This is a genomic window from Streptomyces sp. CoH27 (assembly GCF_020181035.1).
In the GTDB taxonomy this organism is placed as follows: Bacteria; Actinomycetota; Actinomycetes; order Streptomycetales; family Streptomycetaceae; genus Streptomyces; species Streptomyces camelliae.
In genome coordinates this window covers 252738-279004 of record NZ_JAIQYY010000013.1, presented here as the reverse complement: position 1 = coordinate 279004, position 26267 = coordinate 252738, and the positions used below count along the sequence as shown (strand labels likewise).

At 69.8% G+C, this 26267-nt stretch carries 25 protein-coding genes and 1 pseudogene; 13 read left to right on the top strand and 13 right to left on the bottom strand.

Features of this window, described 5'->3' with window-relative positions:
* Nucleotide 1 precedes the first annotated feature (1 nt).
* The 6 genes from LE548_RS23965 to LE548_RS23940 form a co-directional block, all read right to left on the bottom strand.
* Nucleotides 2-1081 carry an ABC transporter substrate-binding protein gene (locus LE548_RS23965; RefSeq protein WP_225098998.1) on the bottom strand — a complete coding sequence of 360 codons (1080 nt, stop codon included), beginning with the start codon at nt 1079-1081 and terminating at the stop codon, nt 2-4.
* A gap of 184 nt (nt 1082-1265) precedes the next feature.
* Entirely contained in the window at nt 1266-1880 is a 615-nt protein-coding gene (locus LE548_RS23960; protein ID WP_225098997.1) for a sigma-70 family RNA polymerase sigma factor, read from the bottom strand.
* Nucleotides 1881-2078: 198 nt separating this feature from the next.
* On the bottom strand, nt 2079-2756 hold the full coding sequence (locus tag LE548_RS23955; RefSeq protein WP_225098996.1) for a hypothetical protein: 678 nt from the start codon (nt 2754-2756) through the stop codon (nt 2079-2081).
* Between the two features lie 182 nt (nt 2757-2938).
* Nucleotides 2939-3460, bottom strand: a complete 522-nt coding sequence (locus tag LE548_RS23950) for a copper chaperone PCu(A)C (protein ID WP_225098995.1) — start codon at nt 3458-3460, stop codon at nt 2939-2941.
* Nucleotides 3457-5730, bottom strand: coding sequence for a cation-translocating P-type ATPase (locus LE548_RS23945; protein ID WP_225098994.1), 2274 nt, complete (start codon nt 5728-5730; stop codon nt 3457-3459). The genes LE548_RS23950 and LE548_RS23945 overlap by 4 nt, the downstream gene beginning before the upstream one ends.
* Entirely contained in the window at nt 5730-5975 is a 246-nt protein-coding gene (locus LE548_RS23940) for a hypothetical protein (protein WP_225098993.1), read from the bottom strand. The genes LE548_RS23945 and LE548_RS23940 overlap by 1 nt, the downstream gene beginning before the upstream one ends.
* 665 nt (nt 5976-6640) lie before the next feature.
* Here LE548_RS23940 and LE548_RS23935 point away from each other — a divergent pair.
* The 5 genes and pseudogenes from LE548_RS23935 to LE548_RS23915 form a co-directional block, all read left to right on the top strand.
* Nucleotides 6641-7147, top strand: a pseudogene (locus tag LE548_RS23935) (IS701 family transposase); the annotation flags it as partial.
* A 190-nt stretch (nt 7148-7337) separates the two neighbouring features.
* Nucleotides 7338-7646 carry a PadR family transcriptional regulator gene (locus tag LE548_RS23930; protein WP_037663685.1) on the top strand — a complete coding sequence of 103 codons (309 nt, stop codon included), beginning with the start codon at nt 7338-7340 and terminating at the stop codon, nt 7644-7646.
* Nucleotides 7643-8530 (top strand): hypothetical protein, encoded by an 888-nt coding sequence (locus LE548_RS23925; RefSeq protein ID WP_225098992.1) that lies wholly within the window; start codon nt 7643-7645, stop codon nt 8528-8530. The genes LE548_RS23930 and LE548_RS23925 overlap by 4 nt, the downstream gene beginning before the upstream one ends.
* Nucleotides 8520-9737, top strand: a complete 1218-nt coding sequence (locus LE548_RS23920) for an alpha/beta hydrolase (protein ID WP_225098991.1) — start codon at nt 8520-8522, stop codon at nt 9735-9737. The genes LE548_RS23925 and LE548_RS23920 overlap by 11 nt, the downstream gene beginning before the upstream one ends.
* A 16-nt stretch (nt 9738-9753) precedes the next feature.
* The gene (locus LE548_RS23915; protein WP_225098990.1) at nt 9754-10194 is read left to right on the top strand and encodes a recombinase family protein; all 441 of its coding nucleotides are present in this window, start codon (nt 9754-9756) and stop codon (nt 10192-10194) included.
* A 249-nt stretch (nt 10195-10443) separates the two neighbouring features.
* Here the strand turns inward: LE548_RS23915 and LE548_RS45530 are convergent, their stop codons facing one another.
* Nucleotides 10444-12813 (bottom strand): tetratricopeptide repeat protein, encoded by a 2370-nt coding sequence (locus LE548_RS45530; RefSeq protein WP_263636458.1) that lies wholly within the window; start codon nt 12811-12813, stop codon nt 10444-10446.
* Between the two features lie 265 nt (nt 12814-13078).
* Between LE548_RS45530 and LE548_RS23900 the strand changes: the two genes are divergently transcribed.
* Both LE548_RS23900 and LE548_RS23895 read left to right on the top strand, forming a co-directional pair.
* Complete coding sequence (locus LE548_RS23900; protein ID WP_225098989.1) at nt 13079-13588, top strand: RICIN domain-containing protein; 510 nt, start codon at nt 13079-13081, stop codon at nt 13586-13588.
* 352 nt (nt 13589-13940) lie between these two features.
* Nucleotides 13941-14468, top strand: coding sequence for an RICIN domain-containing protein (locus tag LE548_RS23895; RefSeq protein WP_225098988.1), 528 nt, complete (start codon nt 13941-13943; stop codon nt 14466-14468).
* 80 nt (nt 14469-14548) lie between these two features.
* Here LE548_RS23895 and LE548_RS23890 read toward each other — a convergent pair whose 3' ends face one another.
* A complete protein-coding gene (locus LE548_RS23890) occupies nt 14549-14983 on the bottom strand; it encodes a transposase (protein ID WP_374116168.1) in 435 nt (144 codons plus the stop codon).
* A 157-nt stretch (nt 14984-15140) separates the two neighbouring features.
* Here LE548_RS23890 and LE548_RS23885 point away from each other — a divergent pair, with 157 nt between their 5' ends.
* Nucleotides 15141-15890 carry a transposase family protein gene (locus tag LE548_RS23885; protein ID WP_225098987.1) on the top strand — a complete coding sequence of 250 codons (750 nt, stop codon included), beginning with the start codon at nt 15141-15143 and terminating at the stop codon, nt 15888-15890.
* On the opposite strand, the gene LE548_RS23880 is transcribed toward LE548_RS23885, so the two are convergent.
* Together LE548_RS23880 and LE548_RS23875 are read right to left on the bottom strand one after the other, a co-directional pair.
* Nucleotides 15868-16329: a recombinase family protein gene (locus LE548_RS23880; protein WP_225098986.1), complete on the bottom strand. Its 462-nt coding sequence runs from the start codon at nt 16327-16329 to the stop codon at nt 15868-15870. The two genes, LE548_RS23885 and LE548_RS23880, sit on opposite strands and share 23 nt — an antisense overlap.
* Before the next feature lie 63 nt (nt 16330-16392).
* Complete coding sequence (locus LE548_RS23875; protein WP_225098985.1) at nt 16393-16815, bottom strand: secondary thiamine-phosphate synthase enzyme YjbQ; 423 nt, start codon at nt 16813-16815, stop codon at nt 16393-16395.
* A gap of 434 nt (nt 16816-17249) precedes the next feature.
* On the opposite strand from LE548_RS23875, the gene LE548_RS23870 reads away from it, so the two are divergent.
* The 4 genes from LE548_RS23870 to LE548_RS23855 all read left to right on the top strand — a co-directional run bounded on the left by LE548_RS23870 (nt 17250) and on the right by LE548_RS23855 (nt 21287).
* Nucleotides 17250-18152: an ABC transporter permease gene (locus LE548_RS23870; RefSeq protein WP_225098984.1), complete on the top strand. Its 903-nt coding sequence runs from the start codon at nt 17250-17252 to the stop codon at nt 18150-18152.
* A complete protein-coding gene (locus tag LE548_RS23865; RefSeq protein WP_225098983.1) occupies nt 18125-18898 on the top strand; it encodes an ABC transporter ATP-binding protein in 774 nt (257 codons plus the stop codon). Before LE548_RS23870 ends, LE548_RS23865 begins: the two co-directional genes overlap by 28 nt.
* Nucleotides 18899-19051: 153 nt before the next feature.
* On the top strand, nt 19052-20065 hold the full coding sequence (locus LE548_RS23860) for an ABC transporter substrate-binding protein (protein ID WP_225098982.1): 1014 nt from the start codon (nt 19052-19054) through the stop codon (nt 20063-20065).
* A 142-nt stretch (nt 20066-20207) separates the two neighbouring features.
* Nucleotides 20208-21287 (top strand): NAD(P)-binding domain-containing protein, encoded by a 1080-nt coding sequence (locus LE548_RS23855; RefSeq protein WP_225098981.1) that lies wholly within the window; start codon nt 20208-20210, stop codon nt 21285-21287.
* A gap of 69 nt (nt 21288-21356) precedes the next feature.
* Here the strand turns inward: LE548_RS23855 and mltG are convergent, their stop codons facing one another.
* Nucleotides 21357-22253: an endolytic transglycosylase MltG gene (mltG, locus tag LE548_RS23850; protein ID WP_225098980.1), complete on the bottom strand. Its 897-nt coding sequence runs from the start codon at nt 22251-22253 to the stop codon at nt 21357-21359.
* Between the two features lie 43 nt (nt 22254-22296).
* Nucleotides 22297-24105 (bottom strand): ABC transporter ATP-binding protein, encoded by a 1809-nt coding sequence (locus LE548_RS23845; RefSeq protein WP_225098979.1) that lies wholly within the window; start codon nt 24103-24105, stop codon nt 22297-22299.
* 114 nt (nt 24106-24219) lie between these two features.
* On the opposite strand from LE548_RS23845, the gene LE548_RS23840 reads away from it, so the two are divergent.
* Nucleotides 24220-24669, top strand: coding sequence for a MarR family winged helix-turn-helix transcriptional regulator (locus LE548_RS23840; protein WP_225098978.1), 450 nt, complete (start codon nt 24220-24222; stop codon nt 24667-24669).
* A 64-nt stretch (nt 24670-24733) separates the two neighbouring features.
* Here the strand turns inward: LE548_RS23840 and LE548_RS23835 are convergent, their stop codons facing one another.
* Nucleotides 24734-26110: a cation:dicarboxylate symporter family transporter gene (locus tag LE548_RS23835; protein WP_225098977.1), complete on the bottom strand. Its 1377-nt coding sequence runs from the start codon at nt 26108-26110 to the stop codon at nt 24734-24736.
* Nucleotides 26111-26267 lie beyond the last annotated feature (157 nt).

Here is a 26267-nt window from a genome sequence, read left to right as displayed (position 1 = left end):
ATCAGGCGACCTTGCCCGGGTGGAGGGTCTTGGCGATGGCCTCGACCGTGTCGGCGTTCTCGACTCCCGCGATGGTGGTCTGTTCGGAGCCGATGCGCAGGAAGTGGCCCTCCTCGACCGCCTTGAGGCCCTTGGTGGCGGGGTTCGACTTCAGCCACTGCTCGGCCTCGTCGAACGCCTTCTTGTTCGCCGTCTCGCTGCCGCGGTTGCGGACGCCGAGCTGGATCCAGTCGGGGTTCTTGGCGATGACGTCCTCCCAGCCGACCTGCTTGTAGTCGCCGTCGCAGTCGGCGAAGACGTTGCGGGCTCCGGCCAGGGTGATCACGGCGTTGGCGACCTGACGGTTGCAGATGACGGAGGGCTGCTTCGTACCGGCGTCGTAGTCGAAGAGGAAGTACGTCGGCCGGTTGCTCTCCGCCGTACCGCCGACCGCCTTCTGGACGGCGCCCACCTTCTCCTTCATCCCGGCGACGAGTTTCTGCGCCTGCGCACCGGTGCCGGTGACCGCGCCGAGGGAGATGATGTCGGCCTCGACAGCGGACAGGTCGGTCACCGGGGTCTTGCTCTGGGCGGCGCAGGCGGTGGACTTCAGGTAGATGTGCCTGATTCCGGCAGCCTTGAATTCCTCCGGCGTCGGCGCGTCCCCCATCCCTCCGCCGCCCATGCTCCCCATGGCGGCGAAGGTGTCGATGTACAGGTCGGCGCCGGAGCCGAGCAGCCTCTCCTTGGGGATCACGGTCTGGCCGAGCACTTTGATCTTCTGCGCCTGTACGTCGAGGGCGCCGGGCAGCGTGCCCTTGCCGGGCGGGAAGCCGGTGCCGATCACCTGGTTGCCGGCGCCGAGGCGGAGCAGCAGTTCCAGGCTGGAGGCGTTGCTGGTGACGATTCTCTTCGGGGCGCCCGAGAAGGTGGTCCTGGCGCCCGTGCAGTCGGTGACGGACACCGGGTAGCCGCCGGAAACCGCCTTCCCGGCCTGCCCCGCGCTCCCGTCCGCCGTGTCCTTCCCCCCGCCGCCGCAGCCCGCCACCAGCAGGCCGCCGAGTACGACGGCCGTGGTACCGCCCCACACACGAGAACGCATCGAACAACTCCCGGATCCACTCGGTACACGGGCGAGCCTTCGCCACCCGCTCCAGTAGTCGGAGCGAAGGTGCCCTGAGTTCCCGGGCAGTTGGCCATCCGGCCCAGGTGAACCGCTCCCGGTACTCCAGCCGCGAGGGCGCCGGTGCCGTTCTTCCAGCCGGCACCGGCACCCTCCCGGAGCGTCAGGCCGCCAGCGCGTCGGGCTGGTCCGCCTCGTCCAGCAGGTCCATCAGCGTCGCGCGCGCACGGGCCACGCGGGAGCGGACCGTGCCGATCGGGCAGTCGCTCACCTCGGCGGCCTCCGCATAGGGCAGACCGAGCAGCTGCGTGAGGGTGAACGCCTCCCGACGGTCATCGGGCAGTGAGGCCAGCAGATCCAGCAACGCGATGCCGTCGTCGAAACCGGGCAGGTCGCACGGCTGGGCCAGTTCGGCAACCAGCTGCCAGTCCGGTACGTCCGCGAGGCGCGGGCGGGCGGCGGCGTACCGGTAACTGTCGATCACCGCTCGGCGGGCGATGGACAGCAGCCAGGCCCGGGCCGAGGAACGCCCCTCGAAGCGGTGCAGGCTGCCGAGCGCGCGCAGGAACGTGTCCTGCGCCAGATCGTCCACGGCCTGGGGATCGCCGCACAGATGGGCGACGTAGCGCTGGACGTCCCGGTGCAGGGCGCCCACGAACTGCTCGACCGCGTCTGCGTCACCGCCTCGGGCGGCCAGCGCCCACGCGGTGATCGATTCGTCGGGCGCCGCCGGTTTGTAGCTCTTGGCGCGCGAGGTGGGCAGGGCAGAGGTGATCACCTGGTGTCCTTTTCGGGTCAACCGTGAGTCGGACCAGGGCGCGCCACAGCGCGCGGTCCGGTGAAAGTGGGAGAGACGGCCCTACGGCGTCGCTGTAGCGCTACAGCGCCTGTGCCGGCGTACAGCCCCTGAGCGGTCGTACGGCCGTGGCCCGAGGCGCACACGGGGAGCCGGGCAGCCTCGGGAAACCAGCTGTCTTCAGACGACAGCCGTTCCCACGGGCGGACCCCGAGAGGTGATCGCGTGGACGAGGAGAAGGAGACGCGGCGCCCGGTCCGAGTGGCGGCGCCGCAGACGGACGCGCGGGCGATCGGGGGGAGCGGGCAGGGCAAGCAGCAGCCGCAGTGGCGCCGCCAGCCATCCGGCCGACGCCCGCAGGATCCGGAAGGCGGCCTTCTCGCCGTACGCCAGCCACAGGCCGCACAGCACCGCGGCGAGCAGGTGGGCAGCGAGCATGCCGAACGACGACGAACCGCCGTCCATGGAGTGCCCCATGTGATCCATGGGGCTCATGCCCGTGTGGTCCATATGCATGGCGCCCATATCGAGGGAGCTGTCCATAGAGCTCATGCCGCTCATGCCGCTCATGTGCATGGAGGCGGAGCCGCCGGCCGAGCCAGACGCCGACTGGGCATAGGAGAACGCCTCGTGGAGCACCGTCTGGGCGGCGACCACGACCGTCACGATCAACGGCAGGCCGCGCTCACGCCCCGCCAGACACCAGCCCACGGCACCGGTCGCGGCCCCGCCGGCGGCCAGCGCCCACGCGGGCACGTCGGTGCCGGACATCAGGACGTGGCCCAGGGCAGCGAGCAGCACGCACATGGCCGCGAACACCGCGGCCCGTATCGCGCGAGCACACCACCCTGCTGTCATGGCGCCTCATCCTCGCATCCGGGCTTCGGTCGTCATGCGTGGGTACGGACATCCACGGGGGACCGTACTCAGTCCGCAGGGTGTGATCCAGCCCATGCCTACCGGCTGGGACTCGACGACACTCTGCCCCGACGTCCAGGAGAGGACTCCACCGGGAGGACTACCGCCGTCAGGGCGGGCGATCACGGTCCGCTGTCGCTCGGGCGGATCACGACCGCGATCGTCTCGACCGGCGCGCTGCGCTCGAAGTGCAGCGTGAACGGCACGAGGTCACCCGCCCGCCAGCCGGCCCCGGCCCGCAGCGTCACGTCCACACCGCGCGGCGACATGGACAGCACGCCGCCCCCGGGAACGCCGGCCGACGTCACGTCGACCTTGTACGCGGCCCGGCCGCCCAGCATGCGGTGCCCGCTGAGGGCGATCCGGCCGTGCGTGGCCGTGGACGTCACATTCACCAGCCGGTCGTCCGCACCACCGACGTTGGCGATGTCGAAGAGTGCCGCGGTGTCCGTGCTGTCCCCGTAGGGCAGGAGGACCCGCCCGTTCGAGACGGTGATCCGGGCCGGGCTGCCCGCCTTCCCGGCCCCGGCCCAGGTCGTCAGCCCGCCCAGGGCGAGGCTGCACGCGGCCACGGGCGCGAGCGCGGCGAGGAAGGTGTCGGTCAGCCGGCGACGAGTAGGCCGCCAGGGATTCTGCTCGGTCATCGGGTACGCCTCCGGGCGGAAGCGGGCGAGGGCCGCCAGGCGCGTAGCCGCAGGCTGTTGCCCACGACCAGCAGCGAACTCACCGACATCGCCGCAGCGGCGAGCATCGGATTGAGCAGGCCGACCATGGCGAGCGGCACGGTCACGACGTTGTAGCCGAAGGCCCAGACGAGGTTGGCCCGGATCGTGCCCAGCGTGCGCCGGGCGAGCCGGACCGCGTCCGCCAACGCCTCGATGTCCCCGCGGACCAGCGTCACGTCGGCGGCCTCGATGGCCATGTCCGTGCCGCTGCCCATGGCGATGCCCAGGTCGGCGCCGGCCAGGGCCGCGGCGTCGTTCACTCCGTCGCCGATGACCGCGACGCGGTAGCCCTGCTCCTGCAGGTCCCGTACGAGGTCGGCCTTGGACTCGGGGGTGCAGCGGGCGTGTACCTCGTCGATGCCCAGAGTTGCCGCCACGGCCTGAGCCGGTGCCTCACGGTCACCGGTGGCGAGCACCGGCCGCACGCCGAGGCGCCGCAGCCGGTCCACAGCCCGGTAACTTCCGGGCCGCACCACGTCCCCGACCTCGATCAGGGCCTCGGCCACACCGTCCACCCGGACCAGGACAGGCGTGTGAGCGGCGGCCTCAGCCACGGACAGCGCGTCTGACAGGGCGGTGGGCACCGCGCCGTCCGGGGCGAGGGCTTCAACCCGCCGGCCCTCGACCCGGCCGCGCACGCCCCGCCCCGGCAGGGCGGCGACCTCACTCACGTCCGGCAGCGGCCCCTCGGGGAGTTCCCGCCGGGCGTAGGAAACGATCGCCCGGCCCAGGGGATGCTCCGAGCCCTGCTCGACGGCCCCCGCCAGCCGCAGCACCGCCTCCCTGCCGAGCCCGCCCGGTACGGAGGTGACCCGGGCCACGGTCATATGACCCGAGGTGAGCGTGCCGGTCTTGTCCAACACGATCGTGTCGAGGTGCTGGAGCCCCTCCAGCGCCTGGGGCCCGCTGACCAGGACGCCCAGTTGAGCACCGCGGCCGGTCGCGGCCATCAGCGCGGTCGGCGTGGCCAGGCCGAGCGCGCACGGGCAGGCCACGACGAGCACGGCCACGCACGCGGTGACGGCGGCCTGCGGACCGGCCCCGGCACCGAGCCAGAAGCCGAGACAGGTGACGGCCAACGTCAGCACGACGGGGACAAAAACCCCGGCCACCGTGTCGGCCAGCCGCTGCGCCCGTGCCTTGCCGGCCTGGGCCTCGGTCACCAGCCGGGTGATCCGGGCGAGCTGGGTGTCGGCACCGACGGCTGTGGCCTTCACCAGGAGCAGCCCGCCGGCGTTGACGGCGCCGCCGACCACCGCTGAACCCGGCCCGACCTCGACGGGCTCGCTCTCCCCGGTGGCCAGGGACAGATCCACGGCGGAACTGCCCTCCACCACCTGCCCGTCGGTGGCCACGCGCTCCCCCGGCCGTACGACGAAGACCTGCCCCGGCCTCAACCACTCTATGGGAACGAGCCGTTCGTCGTTGCGTTCGCGGATCGTCACCTCTTTGGCGGCAAGTCGGGCCAGTGACCTGAGCGCGACCCCGGTCCCGCGCCGGGCCCGGGCCTCCAGGAACCGCCCCGCCAGCACGAACAGCGGCACACCGACGGCCGCTTCGAGATAGAGGTGCGCCGCGCCGTCCGAAGCCGAGGGCACCAGAGCGAACGGCATCCGCATGCCGGGCTCCCCGGCACCACCGAAGAAGAGCGCGTACGCAGACCAGGAGAAGGACGCCACCACACCCAACGACACCAGCGTGTCCATGGTCGCCGCCGCATGCCGAAGCCCACGCGCCGCATGCACATGGAAGGGCAACGCGCCCCACACCGCGACCGGCGCGGCCAGCGCGAAGCACAGCCACTGCCAGTGACGGAACTGCAGCGCGGGCACCATCGACAGCACGAGCACGGGCACCGCGAGCACCGCGGTGATCAGCAGCCGATCCCGCTCCCGGCGAGCTTCCTCGGACTCGCCCGCACCCTTGCCCTCGCGCGTCTCGGGCTGCTTGGGCGGTTCGGGCAGGGCAGCCGTGTAGCCGGCCTTCTCGACGGCGACGACGAGTTCCTCGGGGCTGATCCGCGGCGGGTGGCTCACACGCGCCCGCCCGGTGGCCAGATTGACGGTCGCCGTCACCCCGTCCAGCTTGCCGAGCTTCTTCTCGACGCGCCCCACGCAGGCCGCGCAGGTCATGCCGCCGACGGTCAGGTCGGTCGTCACCAGGTCGACAGCCACCGGTTCCCCGCCCATCAGTGGCCACCCCCGGGCATGTCCCCCATCTCGTCCGTGCCACCGCCCCCTCCGGAATCGCCGACACCCCGGCTCGTGCCGGTGCCGTGCATACCGGGCGCGACGGGCCCTGCGTCGACACCGACGGCGTACGACACCGCGAACATCAGCGCCAGCAGGACAAGGAATCCGCACAGGGCAGGCGGAGGCACCAGCTTCCGCAACACCGCACCCGCGCCGGAGGAGATTTGCCGGGACTCGTCCATCAACCGCGTCTCCAGATCACGTCGTAGGGCGTCGGCCGGATCGCGCCGTACTGCATCAGGAGTCGGGGCCTCCGGGGAGCGAGTTCCGGAGCAACGTTGTGGTCCCCGTCACGTGAGGGACAACTGTGCCGGGGGTCGCGGCGACGGAACGGTGCCCTGCCGACGGCTGCCGCCGGCAGGGCAGGTGCGCTACTCCGCCCGGGACCCGGCGGAACGGCCGCGCACGACGGCAAAGGCCGCCGCGGCCAGGCCCAGCACGCCGACGACCGGCCCACACGAGACCTGGGCTCCGCGTTGGAACGGTCCCGTCTCCATACATGCCGACGGTTCCGTACTGGCTATGCGCCTGCTACGCAATGAGCCCAAGCTTCACATGTGCTCACGTGGCGTCACCTCTTCGCGGGCGCAGCTCGTGGGTCTGATCCGCTACGCCGAGCAGGCTCACGAGCACCGACACGGCGCTCGCACCTGGGGTGCCGCCCCTCACACATCACCCGAGGCCAACCAGGGCTACGCCTCTCATACTCCAGTCTCACTTCGCGATCTTGTCGCGGACCGGGCTGGGAACGGGTACGGCCACCGCGTGATCATCGGGGGTTGTGTGGACTCCTGAAGATCGTGCGGTGGCCGCAGGCCACAGCGTAGACCCTGCCCGCCGGCGGGCGATGTTCGACCAGATCATGGCCCGGATCGCGGGCCGGTTCAGGCGAGTTGAGCCCCGGGCCGCGACCCGCGCTTACCTGCTCGGGCTGCTGTCGAGCGTCGAACGGAAGAACTGCCGGCAGCCGGCCGAACAGGCGGGCCGTACGCGGCCCGGGCCGATGCAACGTCTGCTGCGCTACGCCCGCTGGGATGCCGATGCTGTCCGCGACGACCTGCGTGCCTACGCCGCCGAACACCTCGGCGCCGACGGCGCCGTTCTCGTTGTCGACGAGACCGGCTTCCTGAAGAAGGGCCGGTCCTCGACGGGAGTGCAGAGGCAGTACACCGGCACCGCGGGACGCATCGAAAACGCCCAGGTCGGCGTGTTCCTCGCCCTGGCCACCGGCCAAGGACGGGCCCTGATCGACCGACGTCTCCATCTCCCCGAACACTCCTGGTCCAATGATCCAGAACGCCGCACCGCGGCCGGGATACCCAAGACGGTGCAGTTCGCCACCAAGCCCCGCCTGGCCGGTCACCCACCGAAGTGCCCCTGTCCGAAGTGCCCCTGTCCGAACTGGTCCGCGTCACCGGCGCCCGCTGGAGCGTCGAGGAGTGCTTCCTGACCGCCCTCGTAGCCGACGCGACCTCGCTTACCATGCTTGGCGATACATCGTGACGCGTTATATCCTCCCGTGAAGGTCGACGGAGAGGGAAATCATGGCGTCCGAGACCGATCCGGCCGTACTCGTGTTGGCGAGTCTGGCCGACGAACCCAGGCACGGTTACGCGATCACCCAGGACATCGCGAACTCGGTCGGTGTTGTCCTCGGCCCCGGCACCCTGTACGGGGTGCTGGCCCGTTTGGAAGCTGACGGGCTGATCGAGGCGCTGCCCGCGCAAGGGCGTCGCCGCCCCTACCGGATCACCGGTCTCGGCCAGCGCACGCTGGCCGAGCAGGCGGAACAGATGCAGCGGGTGGCCGATCTGGGGCTACGCCGGCTCCGGGCCGCAGGGGCCATGCCGTGAAAATCGCGAACTCCGCCGAGGGCAGGCCCGACTGGCGGGTGCGCGTGCTGGTCGGGTTGTATCCGCCCGTATGGCGCCGCCGCTACGCCGCGGAGTTCGCGGCCCTGCTGGAGGACGGGGGCGTCGGGGTTCGGCAGGTGGTCGACGTCGCGGCCGCGGCGGTGCGCGTCTGGGCCCGTCCCAGCACCCACCTGCACGACCGGACCGGACGGATGCGCACCACCGTCGCGGTGACCCTGTGCGCGTGGACGGCGCTGGCGGCCGGCGCCGTCCTGTTCGCCAAGACCACTCGGGACGGGGCCTGGTACGTCACCGGGCACACCGACCCGGCCGCAGGGTGGTACAACGTCTACGCGCTGGCCTCGGCCACGTCGGCGCTGGCCATCGCGGTCGGCTGGCTGCCCCCGGTGGTCGCCGTCCTCCGCGCCCCGCAACGCCATCCCGGACGCCGCCGCGCCCGCCGGCTGTTGCTCATCCCACCGGTCGCCGTATCGGCCTTCCTGGGCGCTGCGGCGGTTCTCCGGATGATCACCCACGGGGTGGGTGTCGGCCCCACCGGGTTTCTGGTCCTGGTCGGGCTCGGCCTGTTCGCCGGTGCCGCCTGCGCCGCCGGACCGGCCGCCGCGCTGCGGCACGTCACGCCGAGCGGTGCGGGGCTACGCGTCGCCACCGTGGCCGGCGCGGTCGCCACGACACTCATGGCGGTGGCCGTTACCGCCAGCGTCGGCTGGGGCCTGGTCACCTTCGCCGACCGGCCCGGGTTTACGGCACTGACCGGCTACGGCACGGTCATGGCGGTCACGCTGGTGGTCGCGGCGACCTCCTCCGCACGCGGCCTGCGGGCCGCCATCGCACGTACCCAAGGCAGCGTCGATGCGCACTGACCGTCGGTGGCTACGCCGAACCCTGAAGACCCTGCTCGTCCTGGCGATCGTGCTGGTGGTGACGCTCGGCGGCTACATCGGCTATGTGGCGGTCCGGCAGCGGCAGCAGGTGACCCTGCCCGCCCCGACCGGCCGTTATCCAGTCGGCCGGACCACGGCCGACTGGACCGACCACGCCCGCACCGATCCACTCGCCCCGCACCCGGGCATGCCGCGGGAGCTGTCCGCGTGGCTGTGGTACCCGGCCGCACCCGCCCCCGGCACGCCACCCGCGCCCTACGCCCCGGGCCCATGGTCGGGACTGCACATGGGCGGCCTGCCCGGGCTGGGCGAGACCAGCTTCGACGACATCCGGGTGCACGCCGTCGCCGACGCCCCTGTCGCCACCGGCCGGTTCCCCGTGGTGGTGCTCGAACCCGGGTTGGGTCTGGCCGCGCCGCAGTACACCACGCTCGCGGAGAACCTGGCCAGCCACGGATACCTGGTCGCCGGGATCACCCCCACCTACAGCGCGAACCTGACCGTGCTGAACGGACGGCCGGTGAGCGCGACACCCGCCGGTGACCCGCAGGACTCCGACGCGGCCGCCATGCGCCCGGCCAACGACCGGCTGGTCAGCGTATGGGCGGCCGACGACCGCTTCGCCGCAACCCGGGTCGCCGCGCTGGACGCCACCGGCCGGTTCGCCGGGCACGTCGACGCGGCCACCACCATGTACCTGGGCCACTCCTTCGGCGGAGCCGCCGCGCTGCAAGCCTGCCACGACGACCCGCACTGCGCCGGAGCAGCCGACCTGGACGGAACCCAGTTCGGCACGGTCGTCCACTCCGGACTCGGCAAACCGATGATGCTGCTGGCCAGCCAGAGCTCCTGCATCACCGGAACCTGCCGGCCGAGCAATGGCGACGAGCAATCCGAACGCGACGCCGCCCGCGCCTTGCTGGCAGCCAGCACCGGGCCCGTCTGGAGTTACCGGCTCAACGGGGCCGAGCACTTCAACTTCAGCGACTACGGCGCCTACTACCTGGCCGCGCCGATCCGGTCTGTGGTCGGGCTCGGGTCGATCGACAGCGACGACGCGCTGACCATCACCAACGCCTACCTGGCCGCGTTCGTCGACCATGTGGCCCGCGGCCTGCCGGAACCGCTGCTGGCCGGCCGGTCCTCGCCGTACCTCCAGGTCGAGGTACAGCGCACCGCGTCGTGAGCCTGTGCACAGGAGTTTGGATATCCGTGCAGCCGACTCCGGACATCGACACCCAAGGCCTTCAAAAACCCGGCAGATCGACGCCCTCACCGCCGCGGGCTGCCGGCACATCTTCGCCGACAAGAGGAAGGCCGCACTGCGGCCGGAACTGACGGCATGCCACGACTTCCTCACCGCCAGCGACACCCTCATCGTCCCCTCCCCCGACCGCTACGGCCGCTCCTTGCAGGATCTGATCACCATGGTCAGTGAACTGTGCCAGCGCGAGATCGGCTTCACCTCGCTCCATGAGCGCCTCGACACCACCACCCCAGGCGGACGCCTGGTGTTGCACGTCTTCGGCGCGCTGGCTGAGTTCATCCGCGAGCTCATCGTCATCCGCACCAACGAGGGCCTGGCCGCCGCCCGTCCCCGCGGCCGGGTCGGCGGGCGCCCACCAAGGCCACCGCCGACCTGATCGGCGCCGCCCGCCACATGCTCCCCAACCCCGAGCACTCGATCACCTCTGTCGCCAAGCTCCTCGGCGTCACCAACCCTGGACTGCTCGCCCTTCCCTTGGAGTTGGCCGGTTGTCGGGCGGTCCCTCCGCTATGGCGTCCAACGTCCAACTGGCGCAGACGCCACCAGGCAATAGCCCGACGCAGCCACTCCCGACGACGCACCGCCAGCGAACCCGCTGGATAGATCACGACACCGCACTGGAGGATTAAACGTCAAGCTCGTACCGGCCTCTGACGCGCCCCCTGTGCGGGATTGCCCGCCGGTCACCGTACAGACCCATCTTGCCGCGGATCTGGATGGCGTACGGGTGATCGAGTTCGGTGAGGATGTCCAGGGCGTGTTGCCAAGCCTCGTGGGCTGCATCGGGGTGGTGCGCGGCGTGGTGGGCGTCGCCGAAGCGATTGAGGATGTCTGCTTCCAGCGGGCGGTCGCCGAGGTCGTGGCACAGATCAAGGGCGCGTCTGTAGCAGGCGACGGCTTGGGAGTGCTGACCCAGGGAGCTGTGGGCGTAGGCGATGCTGTCCCAGGCATGGGCTTGCCGTTCACGGTCGTCGAATTCTTCAAGGACGGGCAGAGCCTGTCGGCAGCAGGCCAGGGCCTGTGCAGGGTCGCCAAGGCGCGCGTGCGACCAGCCGATGGCGGTCAGAGTCTGGGCCTGCCCCAGCCGGTGGCCGCGGGACTGGTACAAGGCGTGGGCTTGACGGGCGAGCGCAAGTGCTTCGGCAACGGCGGGAGGGCTCTGCCATGCCTCCACTCTGGCGAGTTCGATGTACGTATCGGCCTGCCCATCCAGGTTACCGATCCGGCGGAACAGGTCGAGGGCGTGGCGTAGGTGATGCTGGGCGTCCTCAAACTTGCCATGGCGGCGGTGGGCGCGGGCGACGATATTGCAGGCGATGGCCTTCCCGAGGGGGTCGGCCAGCCGGTCGGCGGCCACTATTGCGGTGTTGCCGACGGCGGCAAGATCGTGCCAGTTCCCGCGCCGATCGAGGTAGGTGGCGAGGGCGTGGGCCAGCTGCCAGGTGTGGGCGTGGAAACCGGTGGCGGCGGCGTGGCCTGCGGCGTTGAGAAGCACCGCATGTTCGGTGGTGAACCAGGCTAGTGCCCGCTCGTGATCGGCGAAGTGTTCCAAGCAGACCCCCGGTTGCGGCGGGGGCAGGTTCAGCGGGTCCCGGCCCCGTTCGACCAGCGAGGCGGCGTCGTGCGCGGTGTGCACATAGTGATCCAGCATCCGGTGCACTGCGGCGCGGCGCTCCTGGTCGGGGTCAATGATGTTGGTCTGCTCATGGGCGTAGGCGCGCAGCAGGTCGTGGAGTTCGAAGCGCCCGCTGCGCTTTTGCTGGAGCAGGTGTTCGTCCAGGAGCAGTTCCAGTACCTCGGCGGCCTCGCTGGCGGTGATGCCCGCCAGTGCGGCGGCGGCCGCTGCGCTGAAGTCCGGGCCGGGGTGAAGGCCGATGAGGCGGAACACCTGCTGTGCCCTGTCCGGGAGTGCCTGGTAGGACGCGTCGAACACAGGGCGTATGGCGCGGCCGCCGGCGCTGATCGCCTCCAGACGCCCGGCCTGCATCCGGTCGGCGAGTTCGGCCAGGCACCAGGCGGGCCGGGAGCGGAGCCGGGCGGCGGTCAGCGCCAAGGCGAGTGGGAGGCGGTCACAGTACTCGATGACGCGTGCGGCAGCTTCGGGTTCGGCGGCCACACGGTCGTGTCCGGCGATCCGGACGAGCAGGTCGAGTGCTTCGGTTTCGGTGAAAGTGTCGATCAGGTGCGGGGTGGCACCGTCGAGTCCAGCGAGACTGCGGCGGCTGGTGATCAGGACCAGGCATGTGGGTCCGGCTGGGATGAGGCCGCGGACCTGGTCCTCGGTGGCGGCGTTGTCCAGCAGTACCAAGGCACGACGATCCCGCATTCGGTCGCGGTACATCGCCGCCCGCTCGTCCCGACTCTCGGGGATCTGCTGCGCGGCTACTCCCAGCTGCCGCAGGAACGCCCCCAACACCGCGGAGGGGTCCGCGGGCGGGAGTTCGGGGTCGAATCCGCGCAGGTTCACATACAGCTGCACGTCGGTGAAGTGCCCGGCGCGTACGAGTTTGTGGGCGGCATGGATCGCGAGCTGGGTCTTGCCGACCCCGGCCATGCCCTCGACCGCGGAGATCACGACCGTGTTCGCACCGCTGCGGTCGTGATGCTGCGTCGCGGCCGCGATCAGGCGAGCGAGTTCCTCACGGCGCCCGGTGAACGTCGCCAGATCCGTGGGCAGCTGACTGAAGACCCCGGCTGGGCCGCCGGTCCTGGCCAGCTCGTGGACCTTGATGCATGCCGTGCGCCAGAGACCGACCGCGGGTTCATCTGCCCCCAGCGCCCGGACGATTCCCACGACCAGGTCCAGGTCCAGGCGACTGCGTCCGGTCTTGAAAGCGTCCACCACCGTGGACAGTGAGACAACCCGTGCCGGCCGCATCAGCGGCCCGACCCTTTTGGCAAGCACCCGGTACGACGGCATCCCCGCCCAGGCCCGCAACTCACCCAGCAAACAGACGAACTCCGCAAGATCAGCCGCTCTGCCCGGATCCGGCATGGTCCCCCGTTGCCCACCCACGACGCTCACTCCCCCGTGAAGCCGTGCTCCTGACAAAGAGAGTCTACAAGCGGGCTGTACGGATTCGTACGGGAAACGTGACTGCGCTCCAGCGCCCCGGCCAGCCTGGACCTGCCACACCGCGCAAGGCCGATACAGACGATTGCGGGTTCATCGAACCTCGACTCGGCCGACCCCGTAGAGGTCTTCGAGGAGGGGTGAACGGGGCCCGTGGCCCCGCGATTTCACGGGAGGACGCACAACCATGAGCAAAATCCTTCGACGCCTGCTGCTGCTTCCGGCGGCAGCCCTGGCGCTGCTGTCAGTGCAGGCCCTGCCGGCGCATGCGGGCGCAACGTTCAACCTCCGGACCCCCTGGGGCGGCGGTCCGTGCCTCCGGCCGGACTCGTACTGGAACTTGGGGGTGAGCGTTCACGCGTATGGGTGCGACGGCTACTCCAACCACTGGACATTCACGGACGCGCAACAAGACGGTTCGGGCCGGTGGAGGTACCGGTTCATGTGGGTCCCCAACGGCGGCTGCCTTATCCCGAACTGGAATCAGCAAGCCTCGCCGGTGGTGGTCACCAATGGGAACAACGTCTGCAATAACAGCTCTTCGCAGTGGTATCTGAAGGGGCTGTCCGACGGGAAGACCCAGATCGTCAACGTTGCCACCGGCCTGGTGCTGGACTATGACTCGTCGGGCGCCAACCGCGGGCTTCAGCTATGGCCCGCGTGGGGCGACCTGAACCAGGAGTTCTTCGTATCCTGACCGTTCAGCTGGCGACGGCGGTGATCTCTCAGTGAAACGGAAATGATCACCACCGCCGCCGGTTGTGATTCGGGAGTACCTCAGCATGGTCGTGATCTGACCGGTTGCAATATTGAGTGCACGAACTCGGCCATGGCAGACCCTGGACGCATCCTCGCCCGTCCCCGCCAGTGCGTTCAGGCGGGTCGTTGTGACCCTGATCAGGATCTGCGACGTTTCCTCAACTGGTGCTCTGAGGTTTCCCTCGTAGCGTGAAGACCGTGAAGCTGTACCTGGCGAGCGTCCATGACGCGTTCTCGCGCCGCGCCCTCTCTCTTAAGGGATTCGTATGTCAACAACACTCGTTGCATGGATGAGAAGCCGCAAGCGGTACGCCCTTGTGGTCGTTCTCCTCACGTTCATTGCGCCCTGGATGAGCACGGCCGCCGCTTCTGCGTCCACCGGCGGGCGCGTCATAGTCGAGAACAACAACTCCAACTTCTGCATGTCCGTGCCTGGTGACAAGATCTATGCTGGAGCGCCGATCAACCAGTACACGTGCGAATACGACAGTCTCTTCCCGGACCAGTATTGGTATGAGGAACCTTCGAGCAGCCACTCCGGCTGGTTCTACTTTCAGCCTCAGCAGAACAACACCCTGTGCGCGACCTACGTGCCCGGGAGCACCGCTGAGATCACGCTCCAGTACTGCGGCGTGAACGCGGCAAACGGGAATACGAACACGCAGCTCTGGCACTACGACTACAACAGCGGAGAACTTGCCACCATGCAGGGCTGGTCCATGTCCGTCCCTGGAGCCCGAACCGACGTCGCACCCATCAACATATATCCCTACGGCCCCTACCCGGACCAGTATTGGTCCGTCATCAGCGTGCCGTAGCACTACAGCGGGCCGCAGATGAGGCGGTAACTTCTACGCATCCTGCGGCTCCCCAAGAGGGAGCCGCAGGATCTTCAACCTCAGGTATTTCGATTCCGGGGTCTGTCCAGCCAAAGGCTCTGTCCCGTAATCGGTGGCAGCGCTGTGTGGTGATCAGCGGAGGAGAATGCAATGGCGGAGCAGGGGGAACCCGGCCCTGCCGTGCATCTTCTCGTGATCCGCTTGGTTCGCGTGTTGACGCCCTCGGTAAGGCTGCCCGGGCGTCCATCCTCGGCCCGCTCGGTCCTGCAGCGAGGGCGTCGGCGCGGGCGGGAGTGCGGCCGTGGTTGATTCTCACCCGTGTCGAGCAGGCGACGGCCAGGACACAGCCGATGCCGCGCGCCTTGAGGGGCGGCGTGGAGCTGAGGGTCCTGGCCATAAGTTTCGTCGCCGGTCACCCAGGAGGCGGTGATCCCGGCGTCCAGCGCGGCCTCGATCATCTGATCGGCCAGGCGGGGTTTGGTGGCGAACTGCACCGTCTCGGGTATCCCGGCCGCGGTGCGGCGTACTGGATCATTGAGCTTCTTCGAGTTGGCCACCGAACGGGTGATGGGCCGTGACGCGCAACGAGCGAGGCCCCCGGGCTGTTGATCGAGATGTCTGACGTCTCAATCACGTTGCTCGGGGGCCTTGTTGGTCATCCATTCTGCCGCACTTGACCTGCCGCATGCACTCGTGGAGTGGGTCACCATGCTGATCGTCACCCGTGAGGGCGACCGGCGCTGCAAGCTCCGTCCGTCCCAGCGCGCGATGGTGGCACTGGCGTACCTGCGAGAACACACCACGCTGGCGAAGATCGCCGCCGGGTTCGGGATCAGCGAGTCCACCGCCCACGCCTACACCAGCGCGGTCGTCGACCTGCTCGCCGCACGTGCCCCGGGTCTGCTGAAGACGCTGCGCGAGCATGATCCCGACTTCGTCCTGCTCGACGGGACGCTCGCCGAGTGCGACCGGGTCGGCGACGGCCGGGCCGACTACTCCCACAAACACCGGCGCCACGGTGTGAACGTGCAGGTGGTCACCGATCCCGGCGGCCGACTGCTGTGGCTCTCGCCCGCCATGCCGGGCCGCACCCACGACCTGACCGCCGCCCGCACCCACCGGATCATCCGAATCTGCGAGCGCCAGGGCGTTCCCATCGTGGCCGATCTCGCCTACCAGGGCGCCGGTCCCTGGCTGACCACTGGCATCAAACGCAGGCCCCTGCAGAAACTCACCCCCACCGACAAGACCCGCAACCGTGCCTTGGCCGTGACACGGGCACCCGTCGAACGCGGCGTCGCCCGCCTGAAGTCCTGGCGGATCTTCCGCAGGTCCCGATGCAGCCCCAACCGCATGACGTCAATCGCCAAAGCCATCCTCACCCTGGAGCGGCAACGCTGAAGAAGCTCATTGGACCAGGAGTGTTCGGGCGGTTCTCGTCGGCCTGGTCATCCAGATCCCACGGACCGTCATGGCCGTAGGTGACGAGCAGCTTCCCCTCGTCGCGCATCTTGTAGCCGGTGTTCAGGGCGTCCACGACGTTGCGGCCGAGCCGGTCCACAGCTCCAGCCACCAACCCGTCGTACGGGCCCTTCTCGTCACAAAGCCAGGGGCCCAGTTTCGGCCGGGTCATCGGGTCGGTGGCGCCCGACACCTCCCAGTCGTCGGCCCAGCCGATGATGTGGCCCCCGACAGACGCGGCGACGGTCAGCACGTCCTCGCGCTGCCGCTCCGGAGACGATGTGGCGAGCTTCATCCGCGACAGCCGTCGCACGCCGAGCAGGCACTTCCCGCATCCGGCGGAGGGGCGTTCGATCATGTTCAGGTCCGTACGGCGCAAGACTTCTCCGTTTCGAGCACGCAAGCTACGGAGATTTGGCGGCCACACCCAGGATGATCTTGCTCAGCCCAGGAAGCTCAGTCGAACCTGACGGTTGGCATTGGAGATGTTGGTGTCCACCAGGCAGACGGACTGCCAGGTGCCCAGTTCCATGCGTCCGCCGATGACGGGCAGGGTCGCATGCGGCGCGACGACGGCCGGCAGGACGTGGTCGCGGCCGTGGCCGGGGCTGCCGTGGCGGTGCTGCCAGCGGTCGTCGGCGGGGAGCAGGGTGTGCAGGGCGGCGAGGAGGTCGTCGTCGCTGCCGGAACCCGTCTCGATGATGGCGATCCCAGCGGTGGCGTGCGGGACGAAGATGTTGAGCAGCCCGTCGCGGCCGGCCGCCGCCTCGCGCAGGAAGTCGTCGCAGTCGGCGGTGAGATCGACGACGCGCTCCCGGGAACCGGTGGAGACGTGCAGCGTACGGGTGGTGAAGGCATCTGGCATGCCCCCATCCTGACCCATACGCCAGGCTTCCCTTCGGCGGCACGACCGCCTGCCGATATCCGAGGTCCACAACGCGAGACACCATTGACCGTGGACCACCCAGCTGGCTACGTTCTGCCGCATGTTGCGTTCAGCCTTGCTCACCACGCGCGGTCACATCGACCTGCTGTGGGTGGCCTCCGCCGCGTGTCGCCGCGGCTGCTGACGCCCTTTTCCCGCCCTCACTCTTCCGGCGCGTCCCGCCGTCGCTCCCGTACGCCTGTGACCAGCCGTTCCCGGACAGCCGTGACCGGCCCTTGAGACAGGCGTGACGCGGCGGTGCGCCGTTCGCCGCCCCTCCGCTCTCCTTTCACCCCACACCCGCTTCACCCCACCCACCTCAGCCGCCCCTCGCTTCACCGCCACCCCGCTGACCCCCTCTCCGCGGAGCATCCATGAGCATCAGCCACGCCCCGCCCAACTCTCCAGAACCCGATATTTCTGGCATATCCAAGTACGAGGATCCCGCAAGGGGGCGCTCCACCCTCACCGTCCCCGACCTCCAGCCCGTCGTCCCCGCCTCCTCCCGTTCCCTGCACATTCCGCGCTGGCTGCGCCGTACCGCGGGCCCAATCCTGCTGCTTGCCCTGTGGCAACTCCTGAGTGCCACCGGCGTGTTGACGGCCGACGTACTGGCCTCTCCGGGCCGGATCGCGCAGGTCAGCTGGGATCTGATCAGCGACGGCTCGCTGCCGTCGGCCATGGGGACCTCGCTCCAGCGCGTCGCTCTCGGACTGCTCTTCGGGACCCTGACCGGCACCGGACTCGCCCTGGTCTCCGGGCTGTTCCGGATCGGTGAGGACCTGGTGGACGCGCCGGTGCAGATGCTGCGGACGGTGCCGTTCGTCGGTCTCATCCCACTGTTCATCATCTGGTTCGGCATCGGTGAGGCCCCGAAGATCGCCATCATCACCCTCGGCGTGACCTTCCCGCTCTATCTCAACGTGTACGCCGGCATCCGTGGCGTCGACGCCCAACTCATCGAGGCGGGCGAGTCCTTGGGCCTGTCCCGGTGGGGGCTGGTACGGCACGTCGTCCTGCCGGGCGCGCTGCCCGGCGCGCTGACCGGGCTGCGCTACTCGCTCGGCATCGCCTGGCTGGCGCTCGTCTTCGCCGAGCAGGTCAACGCCGACGCCGGCATCGGCTTCCTGATGGTGCAGGCGCGGGACTTCCTGCGGACCGACGTGATCGTGGTCTGCCTGATCGTCTACGCCTTCCTCGGCCTGCTCGCCGACTTCATCGTCCGCTCCCTCGAAAGGCTGCTGTTGCAATGGCGACCGACGTTCACCGGCCGGTGAGCCCCACGAGTTCCACCAGGTCCCCCGAGTCCACCGTGCCCACGGCTGTGCACGTCGAGGGGCTGACCCGCTCCTTCGACGGCCGTACGGTCATCGACGCTCTGGACCTCGACATCGCGCCGGGCGAGTTCGTCGCCCTGCTCGGCCGCAGTGGCTGCGGCAAGTCGACGCTGCTGCGCATCCTCGCCGGCCTCGACCGGGACATCGAGGGCACCGCGCTGGTCCCGCGCCGCCGGGCCGTGGCCTTCCAGGCGCCCCGACTCATGCCCTGGAAGAAGGTGTGGCGCAACGTTCTGCTCGGTCTGCCCGGCAGGCCCGAACGCTCCGTCGCCGAGCGGGCGTTGAACGAGGTCGGCCTCGACCACCGCGTCGACGCCTGGCCGAGGACCCTCTCCGGCGGCGAGGCCCAGCGTGCCTCCCTCGCCCGGGCCTTGGTGCGCGAACCCGATCTGCTGCTGCTCGACGAGCCGTTCGGCGCCCTCGACGCGCTCACCCGGATCAAGGCCCAGCGCCTCGTGGGGGAGTTGTGGCAGCGGCGCGGCTGCGCCGTACTGCTGGTCACGCACGACGTCGAGGAGGCGGTACTGCTCGCCGACCGCGTCCTGGTGATGGACGGTGGCCGGATCGCCCATGAGCAGCGCATCGACCTCGACCGGCCGCGTGAGATCACCGACCCCCGCTTCGCCGCACTCCGCGCCGGGCTGCTGGAACGGCTCGGAGTCCACACCGCCGCGGAAGCCGCCTGACCCTCCTTCCGCCAACTCCCCCCCCGACACCCCTGCCTCGGCATTCCGCCCTAAAAGCTCCTCCCTCGAAGCTCCTCCCTCGAAGCCCGTCCCCCGAAGCCCGTCCCGAAGTCCCTGTACCGCTCGAATCTCCCGCACATGAACGGAACCGTCATGCGACGACGCCTCCTCCCCGCCGCAGTTCTCCTCCCCTTCGCGCTCCTGCTCACCGCCTGCGGCGGGAACTCGTCCGCGAGCACCGGAAGCGACACCGACGGACAGGGATCCGTCACCCTCGACGTCGGGGACCAGAAGGGCGGTTCAGAGGCCATCCTGCGTGCCGCTGGCGAGCTCAAGAATCTGGACTACAAGATCAAGTGGTCCACCTTCACCTCCGGCCCGCCGCTGCTGGAGGCGGTCAACGCACAGGCCGTCGACATCGGCGGTGTCGGCAACACCCCGCCCGTCTTCGCGGCCGGCGCCGGTTCGAAGATCTCGGTCGTGGCCGCCTGGCACGGCATGTCCAAGGGCGATGCCATCCTCGTACCCAACGGCTCCTCGCTGACCGGGCCCAAGCAACTCAAGGGCAAGTCCGTCGCCGTCGCACAGGGTTCCTCCGCGCACTACCAGCTGATCGCCTCGCTCAGGGCGGTCGGACTCAGTCTGGCCGACGTCAAGGTGAAGTACCTCCAGCCGGCCGACGCGCTGGCCGCGTTCACCTCCGGCAAGGTCGACGCCTGGGCGGTCTGGGACCCGTACACCTCCCAGATCCTGCGAGCCAAGCAGGGCCGCGTGCTGACCACCGGCGAGGGCATCACCAACGGGCTCACCTTCCAGGTGGCCGCGCCCGCCGCGCTGAAGGACCCGAAGAAGGCCGCCGCCATCAAGGACTATCTGGCCCGGCTGCGGCGGGCGACCGCCTGGGTCCACGACCATCAGCAGGAGTGGGCCACGGTGTGGGCCAAGGACACCGGGCTGCCGTACGACGTGGCGCTGGACTCGGTGAAGCGGACCAATTCCACGCGCTTCGCGGTCGCCGTCGACAAGCCGCTCGTCGCGTCCGAGCAGCAGATCGCCGACGCCTTCACCGAGCTGAAGCTGATCCCGAACAAGGTCGACTTCGGCGCCTTCGTGGACACCCGCTTCAACGACGCCCTCCCACCGTCGACCACACCGGTCAAAGGCTGACCCCGGCCAAGGGGTGACCCCGCCCGAGGAGTGACCCGGCCAAGGGGTGACCCCGGCCGACGGCCCGTTCCGACTGGGGACCGGCTCCGGTCAGGGCCCGGCCTGCGGGAAGATCCGGCCCCTCCCCCCGGTTAGTAGAAGCGTGAACGAATCGCGCGAGGTCGAGGTAGTCGTCATCGGCGCTGGTCAGGCCGGGCTGTCCAGCGCCTACCATCTGCGACGCACCGGCTTCGAGCCGGACCGCGACTTCGTGGTGCTCGACCACTCCCCCGCGCCGGGCGGTGCCTGGCAGTTCCGGTGGGCCTCGCTGACGTACGGCAAGGTGCACGGGATGCACGCGCTGCCCGGCATGGAGCTGACGGGCGCCGATCCGGCGCGGCCGTCGGCGGAGGTCATCGGTGAGTACTTCGACCGGTACGAGCGCGCCTTCGACCTGCGGGTGCGGCGGCCCGTCGACGTACGTGCCGTCCGGGAGGGGGACGGCGGCCGGCTGACCGTGGAGACCTCCGCCGGCAACTGGTCCACGCGGGCGCTGATCAACGCGACCGGCACCTGGGACCGGCCGTTCTGGCCGCGCTACCCCGGCCAGGAGACCTTCCGCGGGCGGCAGTTGCACACCGCGCAGTACAGCGGTCCCGAGGAGTTCGCCGGGCAGCGGGTCGTGGTCGTGGGCGGCGGCGCCTCGGGCACCCAGCATCTGCTGGAACTGGCCCCGTACGCGGCCGCGACCACTTGGGTCACCCGGCGGCCTCCGGTGTTCCGTGAGGGGCCGTTCGACCAGGAGGCGGGCCGTACGGCGGTCGCGCTGGTCGAGGAGCGGGTGCGCCAGGGGCTGCCGCCGCGCAGTGTGGTCTCGGTCACCGGGCTGCCCCTCAACGATGCCGTCCGGCAGGGCCTCGCGGACGGGGTCCTGGACCGGGAGCCGATGTTCGACCGGATCACCCCGGACGGCGTGGCATGGAACGACGGGCGCCACGTCGACGCCGACGTGATCCTGTGGGCCACCGGGTTCCGGCCCGCGCTGGACCATCTCACCCCGCTGCGGCTGCGCGAGCCGGGCGGCGGGATCCGCGTCGAGGGCACCCGGACCGTCGCCGATGCACGCGTCCATCTCGTCGGCTACGGCCCCTCCGCGAGCACCATCGGCGCCAACCGTGCCGGACGCGCCGCCGTCCGGGACATCAGGCGGCTGCTGGCCGAGGAGCAGCCGGTCGCCGCCTGAACCGGTCACCGCGTCGCCGGGTCCGCGTGCGGGCGAAAGCCGCCACCCGGGCCCGTGAGTCCCGCCGGCTCAGCGGACCGAGGGCTGCGCCGGGACCGAGGACCGGGCCGGGCTCCGACCGGACGTCTGCCCCTGACCGGTGCCCGGGTGGAGGGCGTTGAACTCCGCCACGTTACGCATGTGCGTCGTGTAGTCGGCGGAGAAGCGGGTGTCGCCCGGCTTGACCGTGACGAAGTACAGCCAGTCGCCCGGCGTCGGGTTCAGCGCGGCACGCATCGCCTCCTCGCCGGGGTTGTCGATCGGTGTCGGCGGCAGCCCCATGCGCCGGTAGGAGTTGTACGGGCTCCCGATGCGGGTGTCGTCCTGGCTGGTGCGGACTGTGTCGCGGTTCAGCGCGTAGTTGATGGTGGAATCCATCTGCAACGGCATCCCGCGCTCCAGCCGGTTGAAGACGACCCGGGCGACCTTGCCCATGTCCGCCTTCGTCGCGGCCTCGGCCTGGATGATGCTGGCGATGGTGACGGCCTGGTAGATGTTCATCGCATTGCGCTGTGCCCCGGCGGCGATCGGCGCCGCCTTGAACCTGTTGTCGGCCGTGTCGGCCATGGAGCGCAGCAGGGACTCGGGGGTCGCTCCCTTCCCCAGGGGGTACGTCGCCGGGAAGAGGTAGCCCTCCGGGTTGCCCCGGGCGTCGCTCGGCAGCTTCAGACCCGCTTTTCCCAGGGAGTTGCGGGTGCTGCCCCGAGGCAGTTCGAGGGCCTTGTCGATGGCGTCGTACACCTGTCTCGCGCGCCAGCCCTCGGGGATGACCAGCGCGGCGGTCCGGGACTCCGCAGAGCCGTCGGCTTGCATCAGCAGCGGCACCGCCACGGCGATACCGGCCACGACGGCGGCGGCCACGCCGAGGACGAGTCTGCCCCGGCGTGTCAGTCGGATCGTGCTCCGTGGCGGAATGTTCGTCTGCATGCGGGAACGTTAATACGCATAACCCCATAAATGTGGCATATGTTCAGTTTGTCGGCTCCAGTTGCGCGTCCCGGCGTACCAGGGCCGCGTACCGCCCGTCCTGCTCCAGCAGCTCGTCGTGCGAGCCGCGTTCGGCGACCCGGCCGGAGTCCAGCACCACGATCTGGTCGGCACCGCGGATCGTGGACAGACGGTGCGCGATGGTGATCGTCGTCCGGTCGGCCGACAGGGCGTCGATGGCCTCCTGGACCGCGGCCTCCGTACGGGTGTCGAGCGCACTGGTCGCCTCGTCGAGGATGAGAACCGGCGGATCGCGCAGGATGGTGCGGGCAATCGCGAGCCGTTGCTTCTCACCGCCGGAGAAGCGGTGACCGCGTTCGCCGACAACCGTGTCGTAGCCCTCGGGCAGCGCGGCTATGTGGTCGTGTATCTGCGCCGCTTCGGCCGCCGCGTGCAGCTCCTCGTCGGTGGCATCCGGCTTGGCGAAACGGAGGTTGTCGGCGACGGTGGCGTGGAAGAGGTACGTCTCCTGCGAGACGACGCCGACCGCGCGGGCGAGGGTGTCGAAGTCGAGGTCACGGACATCGATGCCGTCCAGCGTGACCCGGCCGCCGGTGACGTCGTAGAGCCGGGGCACCAGATAGCCGAGCGTGGACTTGCCGGCGCCGGTCGGGCCCACGACGGCGAGGCTGCCGCCCGCCGGCACGGTGATGTCGATGCCGTCGAGGACGGGGCGGGCCTTGTCGTCCTGGTCGTAGCGGAACTCGACGCCCTCCAGCCGGACTTCACCCTTGATCTGGTCGAGCCGAACGGGCCGCTCGCGCTCGGTGATGTCGATCGGCAGGTCGAGGTACTCGAAGATGCGCTGGAAGAGCGCGAGGGAGGTCTGGATCTGGACGCCGGTCGCGAGCAGGCTCACGGCCGGACGGAACAGGCCCTGCTGGAGCGAGACGAAGGCGACGATGGTGCCGAGGGAGACCTTCGGGCCGCCGAACTGCAGGGCGAGACCCGCGGTCCAGTAGATGACGGCGGGCATCGCGGCCATGACGATCGTGATCACGGCCATGCGCCAGCGCCCCGCCATGTTCGACCGCACCTCAAGGTCGACCAGGCGCTCCGACTCCTCGGCGAAGGAGGCGGTCAGCGAGTCCGAGCGGCCCATGGTGCGGCCGAGCAGGATGCCGCTGACCGAGAGCGACTCGGTGACCGTGGCGGCCATCGCGGCCATCTGCTTCTGCCGCTGCGTGGTGATCTTCTTGCGTTCGTTGCCCACGCGGCGGCTGATCCACACGAACACCGGCAGCAGGAGCAGCGAGACGATCGTGAGCCGCCAGTCGAGGGCGATCATCGCGACGATCGTGGCGACCACGCTGGTGGCGTTGGAGACCAGGGAGGTGGCCGTGGAGGTGACGGTGGCCTGCATGCCGCCGATGTCGTTGGCTATGCGGGACTGCACCTCGCCGGTGCGGGTGCGGGTGAAGAAGGCGAGCGACATGCGCTGCAGCCGGCCGTAGACGGCGGTGCGCAGGTCGTGCATGACGCGCTGGCCGACGGTGGTCGAGATCAGCGTCTGCAGGACGCCGAAGACGCTGGAGAGGACCGCGCTGAGGATCATGCCGAGCGCGAGCAGGCTCAGCAGGCCCGTGCGGCCCTGGGGGATCGCGACGTCGAGGGTCTCCTTCAGCAGGAACGGCGTGGCCACCGAGACCAGCGAAGAGGCGCCGACGAGCAGGCCGACGATCGCGAGCCGCCCACGGTAGGGGCGGAAGAGCTTCAGGATGCGGCGCACCTGCCGGGGCTGTTCCTTGGCGTCGGCAGGCGGGGTCCAGGACGTTTCACGGTCGGGATGCATGGGCTCCTACGGAGGTGAACGGGCGCCGGTCAGGGGTCGGCCGACGATGACTGACGGATCGTAGCTCATTGTTACCTATATTCACAATGAACGGCATCCTGATATTGTTCCCGCATGAGCACCCCAGATTCCGACGGCCTGCTCGCCGAGCAGTTGCTGCGGCTCACCCGCCGGGTGCACCGCATCCAGAAGCGCCATCTGGAACAGCGCGACCTGGGCATCACCCCGGCCCAGTCCCGGCTGCTGCGCACCCTCGCGCACTATCCCTCTCCCCCGCGCATGGCCGACCTGGCCGAGCGCCTGGAGGTGGTGCCGCGCGCGGTGACGACGCTGGTCGACGGCCTGGAGGCGAGCGGGAAGGTGCGGCGGGCGGCGGATCCGGCGAACCGCCGCGTGACCCGGATCGAGCTGACCGACGAGGGGCGCGCGACCCTGCGCGAGCTGCGCGGCGCCCGCCGGTCGGCGGCCGAGGAGATGCTCGCTCCGCTGACCGAGAAGGAGCGCAAGGTGCTGGGGGTCCTGCTGGACACGCTGATCGACGGGGACACGGCGAAGACCTGCTGACCGCGGCGCGGCCCCGCTCCGCCGAGGAGGCAGAGGGGGCCGCGCGCACCCGATGGAGGCGGTGTCAGCCGGCCTCGGAAGCGGCTTCCTGCACAGCCGGCCGTACCGTCGTCGCGGCCCCGGCCTCCTGCCCCTCCTCCGGCACGAAGGCGATCTCCCCGTCCAGCACCTTCTTCGCCCGCACGGTGTCCAGCGCACCTTCCCAGCGGGAGACCGCGAAGACGGCGACGCAGTTGCCGAGCAGGTTGGTGGTGACCCTCATGGAGTCCATGATCCGGTCGACGCCGAGCAGCAGGGCGACCGCTCCGGCGGGGATGACGCCCAGCGAGGTCGCGGTCGCGGACAGCGCGAGGAAGGCGGAACCGGGCACGCCCGCCATCCCCTTGCTGGTCAGCATGAGCACGAGGACGACGGTGAGCTGCTGGCCGGGGCTGAGGTCGACACCCACCGCCTGCGCGATGAAGAGGGTGCCGATGGAGAGGTAGAGCGAGGCGCCGTCGAGGTTGAAGGAGTAGCCGGTGGGCAGCACCAGACCCACGGCGTCGTCGCGAGCGCCGGCCTTGCGGAGCTTCTGCATCACCCGTGGCATGACGGACTCGGTGGAGGCGGTGCCGAGCGCGAGCAGCATCTCCTCACGGATGTAGCGCAGGAACTTCCACAGGCTGAGCCCGGTGACCACGCGCAGGGCGACGGCGAGCAGCACGATGAACAGCGCCGCAGCCGCGTAGCACAGGATGATCAGCTTGGCGTACGTCTCGATCACGCCGAGCCCGTACTGGCCGATCAGGACGGCCATCGCGCCGAACACCGCGATCGGCGCCAGTCGCATGACGAAGCCGACGATCGCGAAGATGATCTCCTGGGCCTGCTCGACGGCGGGCAACACCTGCGGCACCTTGGTGTGCCCGAGGTGCAGCAGCGCGGCGCCCACCAGGCAGGCCAGGATGAGCACTTGGAGCAGGGAGTTCTCGGCGAAGGCGCCGATGAAACTGGTGGGCAGCGCATTCACGATGAACTCGGTCGTCGAGGGCAGAGATCCGCCGCCCGTCTTCGCGTCGACCGCCTTGGCGCTCAGCGCGGACGGGTCGACGTGCATTCCCGAGCCGGGCTGGACGACGTTGGCGGCGATCAGCCCGATGATCAGCGCCGCCGTACTCGCGACCTCGAACCAGATCAGGGCCTTGAGCCCGATCCGGCCGAACGCCTTGAGGTCACCGGCCTTGGCGATGCCCACGACGACAACGCAGAACACCAGCGGGGAGATGATCGTCTTGATGAGACGGGTGAAACCGTCACCGAGCGGCTTGAGATCCGTGGCCACGCCGGGCCACAGCCTCCCGACGACGATGCCGAGCACGAGCGCGCAGGCGACCTGCGCGAAGAGGGAGGTACGCAGTATGCGTGCGACGCGTCGCGGCAGGGACGGTACGGACTGCGGCACGGGCACTCCTAGGGGATGTCGACGTGCGGAAGCCGAGCGGGACTTCTGCGATACGGAAAGCGGCTTCCGTGCCGATCACTCTGGAGGTGCCGTTGATCCCTTCTGAGACGCCCGTGTCACAGCCGTGTAAATCACGCCGCCGGTGGCGCATCCCCCA

Coding starts and splice junctions, on each gene's coding strand:
- LE548_RS23965 (WP_225098998.1), bottom strand. CDS start 1,081: ATGCGTTCTCGTGTGTGGGGCGGTACCACGGCCGTCGTACTCGGCGGC.
- LE548_RS23955 (WP_225098996.1), bottom strand. CDS start 2,756: ATGACAGCAGGGTGGTGTGCTCGCGCGATACGGGCCGCGGTGTTCGCG.
- LE548_RS23950 (WP_225098995.1), bottom strand. CDS start 3,460: ATGACCGAGCAGAATCCCTGGCGGCCTACTCGTCGCCGGCTGACCGAC.
- LE548_RS23945 (WP_225098994.1), bottom strand. CDS start 5,730: ATGGGCGGGGAACCGGTGGCTGTCGACCTGGTGACGACCGACCTGACC.
- LE548_RS23940 (WP_225098993.1), bottom strand. CDS start 5,975: ATGGACGAGTCCCGGCAAATCTCCTCCGGCGCGGGTGCGGTGTTGCGG.
- LE548_RS23930 (WP_037663685.1), top strand. CDS start 7,338: ATGGCGTCCGAGACCGATCCGGCCGTACTCGTGTTGGCGAGTCTGGCC.
- LE548_RS23920 (WP_225098991.1), top strand. CDS start 8,520: ATGCGCACTGACCGTCGGTGGCTACGCCGAACCCTGAAGACCCTGCTC.
- LE548_RS45530 (WP_263636458.1), bottom strand. CDS start 12,813: ATGCCGGATCCGGGCAGAGCGGCTGATCTTGCGGAGTTCGTCTGTTTG.
- LE548_RS23900 (WP_225098989.1), top strand. CDS start 13,079: ATGAGCAAAATCCTTCGACGCCTGCTGCTGCTTCCGGCGGCAGCCCTG.
- LE548_RS23895 (WP_225098988.1), top strand. CDS start 13,941: ATGAGAAGCCGCAAGCGGTACGCCCTTGTGGTCGTTCTCCTCACGTTC.
- LE548_RS23875 (WP_225098985.1), bottom strand. CDS start 16,815: ATGCCAGATGCCTTCACCACCCGTACGCTGCACGTCTCCACCGGTTCC.
- LE548_RS23870 (WP_225098984.1), top strand. CDS start 17,250: ATGAGCATCAGCCACGCCCCGCCCAACTCTCCAGAACCCGATATTTCT.
- LE548_RS23865 (WP_225098983.1), top strand. CDS start 18,125: ATGGCGACCGACGTTCACCGGCCGGTGAGCCCCACGAGTTCCACCAGG.
- LE548_RS23860 (WP_225098982.1), top strand. CDS start 19,052: ATGCGACGACGCCTCCTCCCCGCCGCAGTTCTCCTCCCCTTCGCGCTC.
- mltG (WP_225098980.1), bottom strand. CDS start 22,253: ATGCAGACGAACATTCCGCCACGGAGCACGATCCGACTGACACGCCGG.
- LE548_RS23845 (WP_225098979.1), bottom strand. CDS start 24,105: ATGCATCCCGACCGTGAAACGTCCTGGACCCCGCCTGCCGACGCCAAG.
- LE548_RS23840 (WP_225098978.1), top strand. CDS start 24,220: ATGAGCACCCCAGATTCCGACGGCCTGCTCGCCGAGCAGTTGCTGCGG.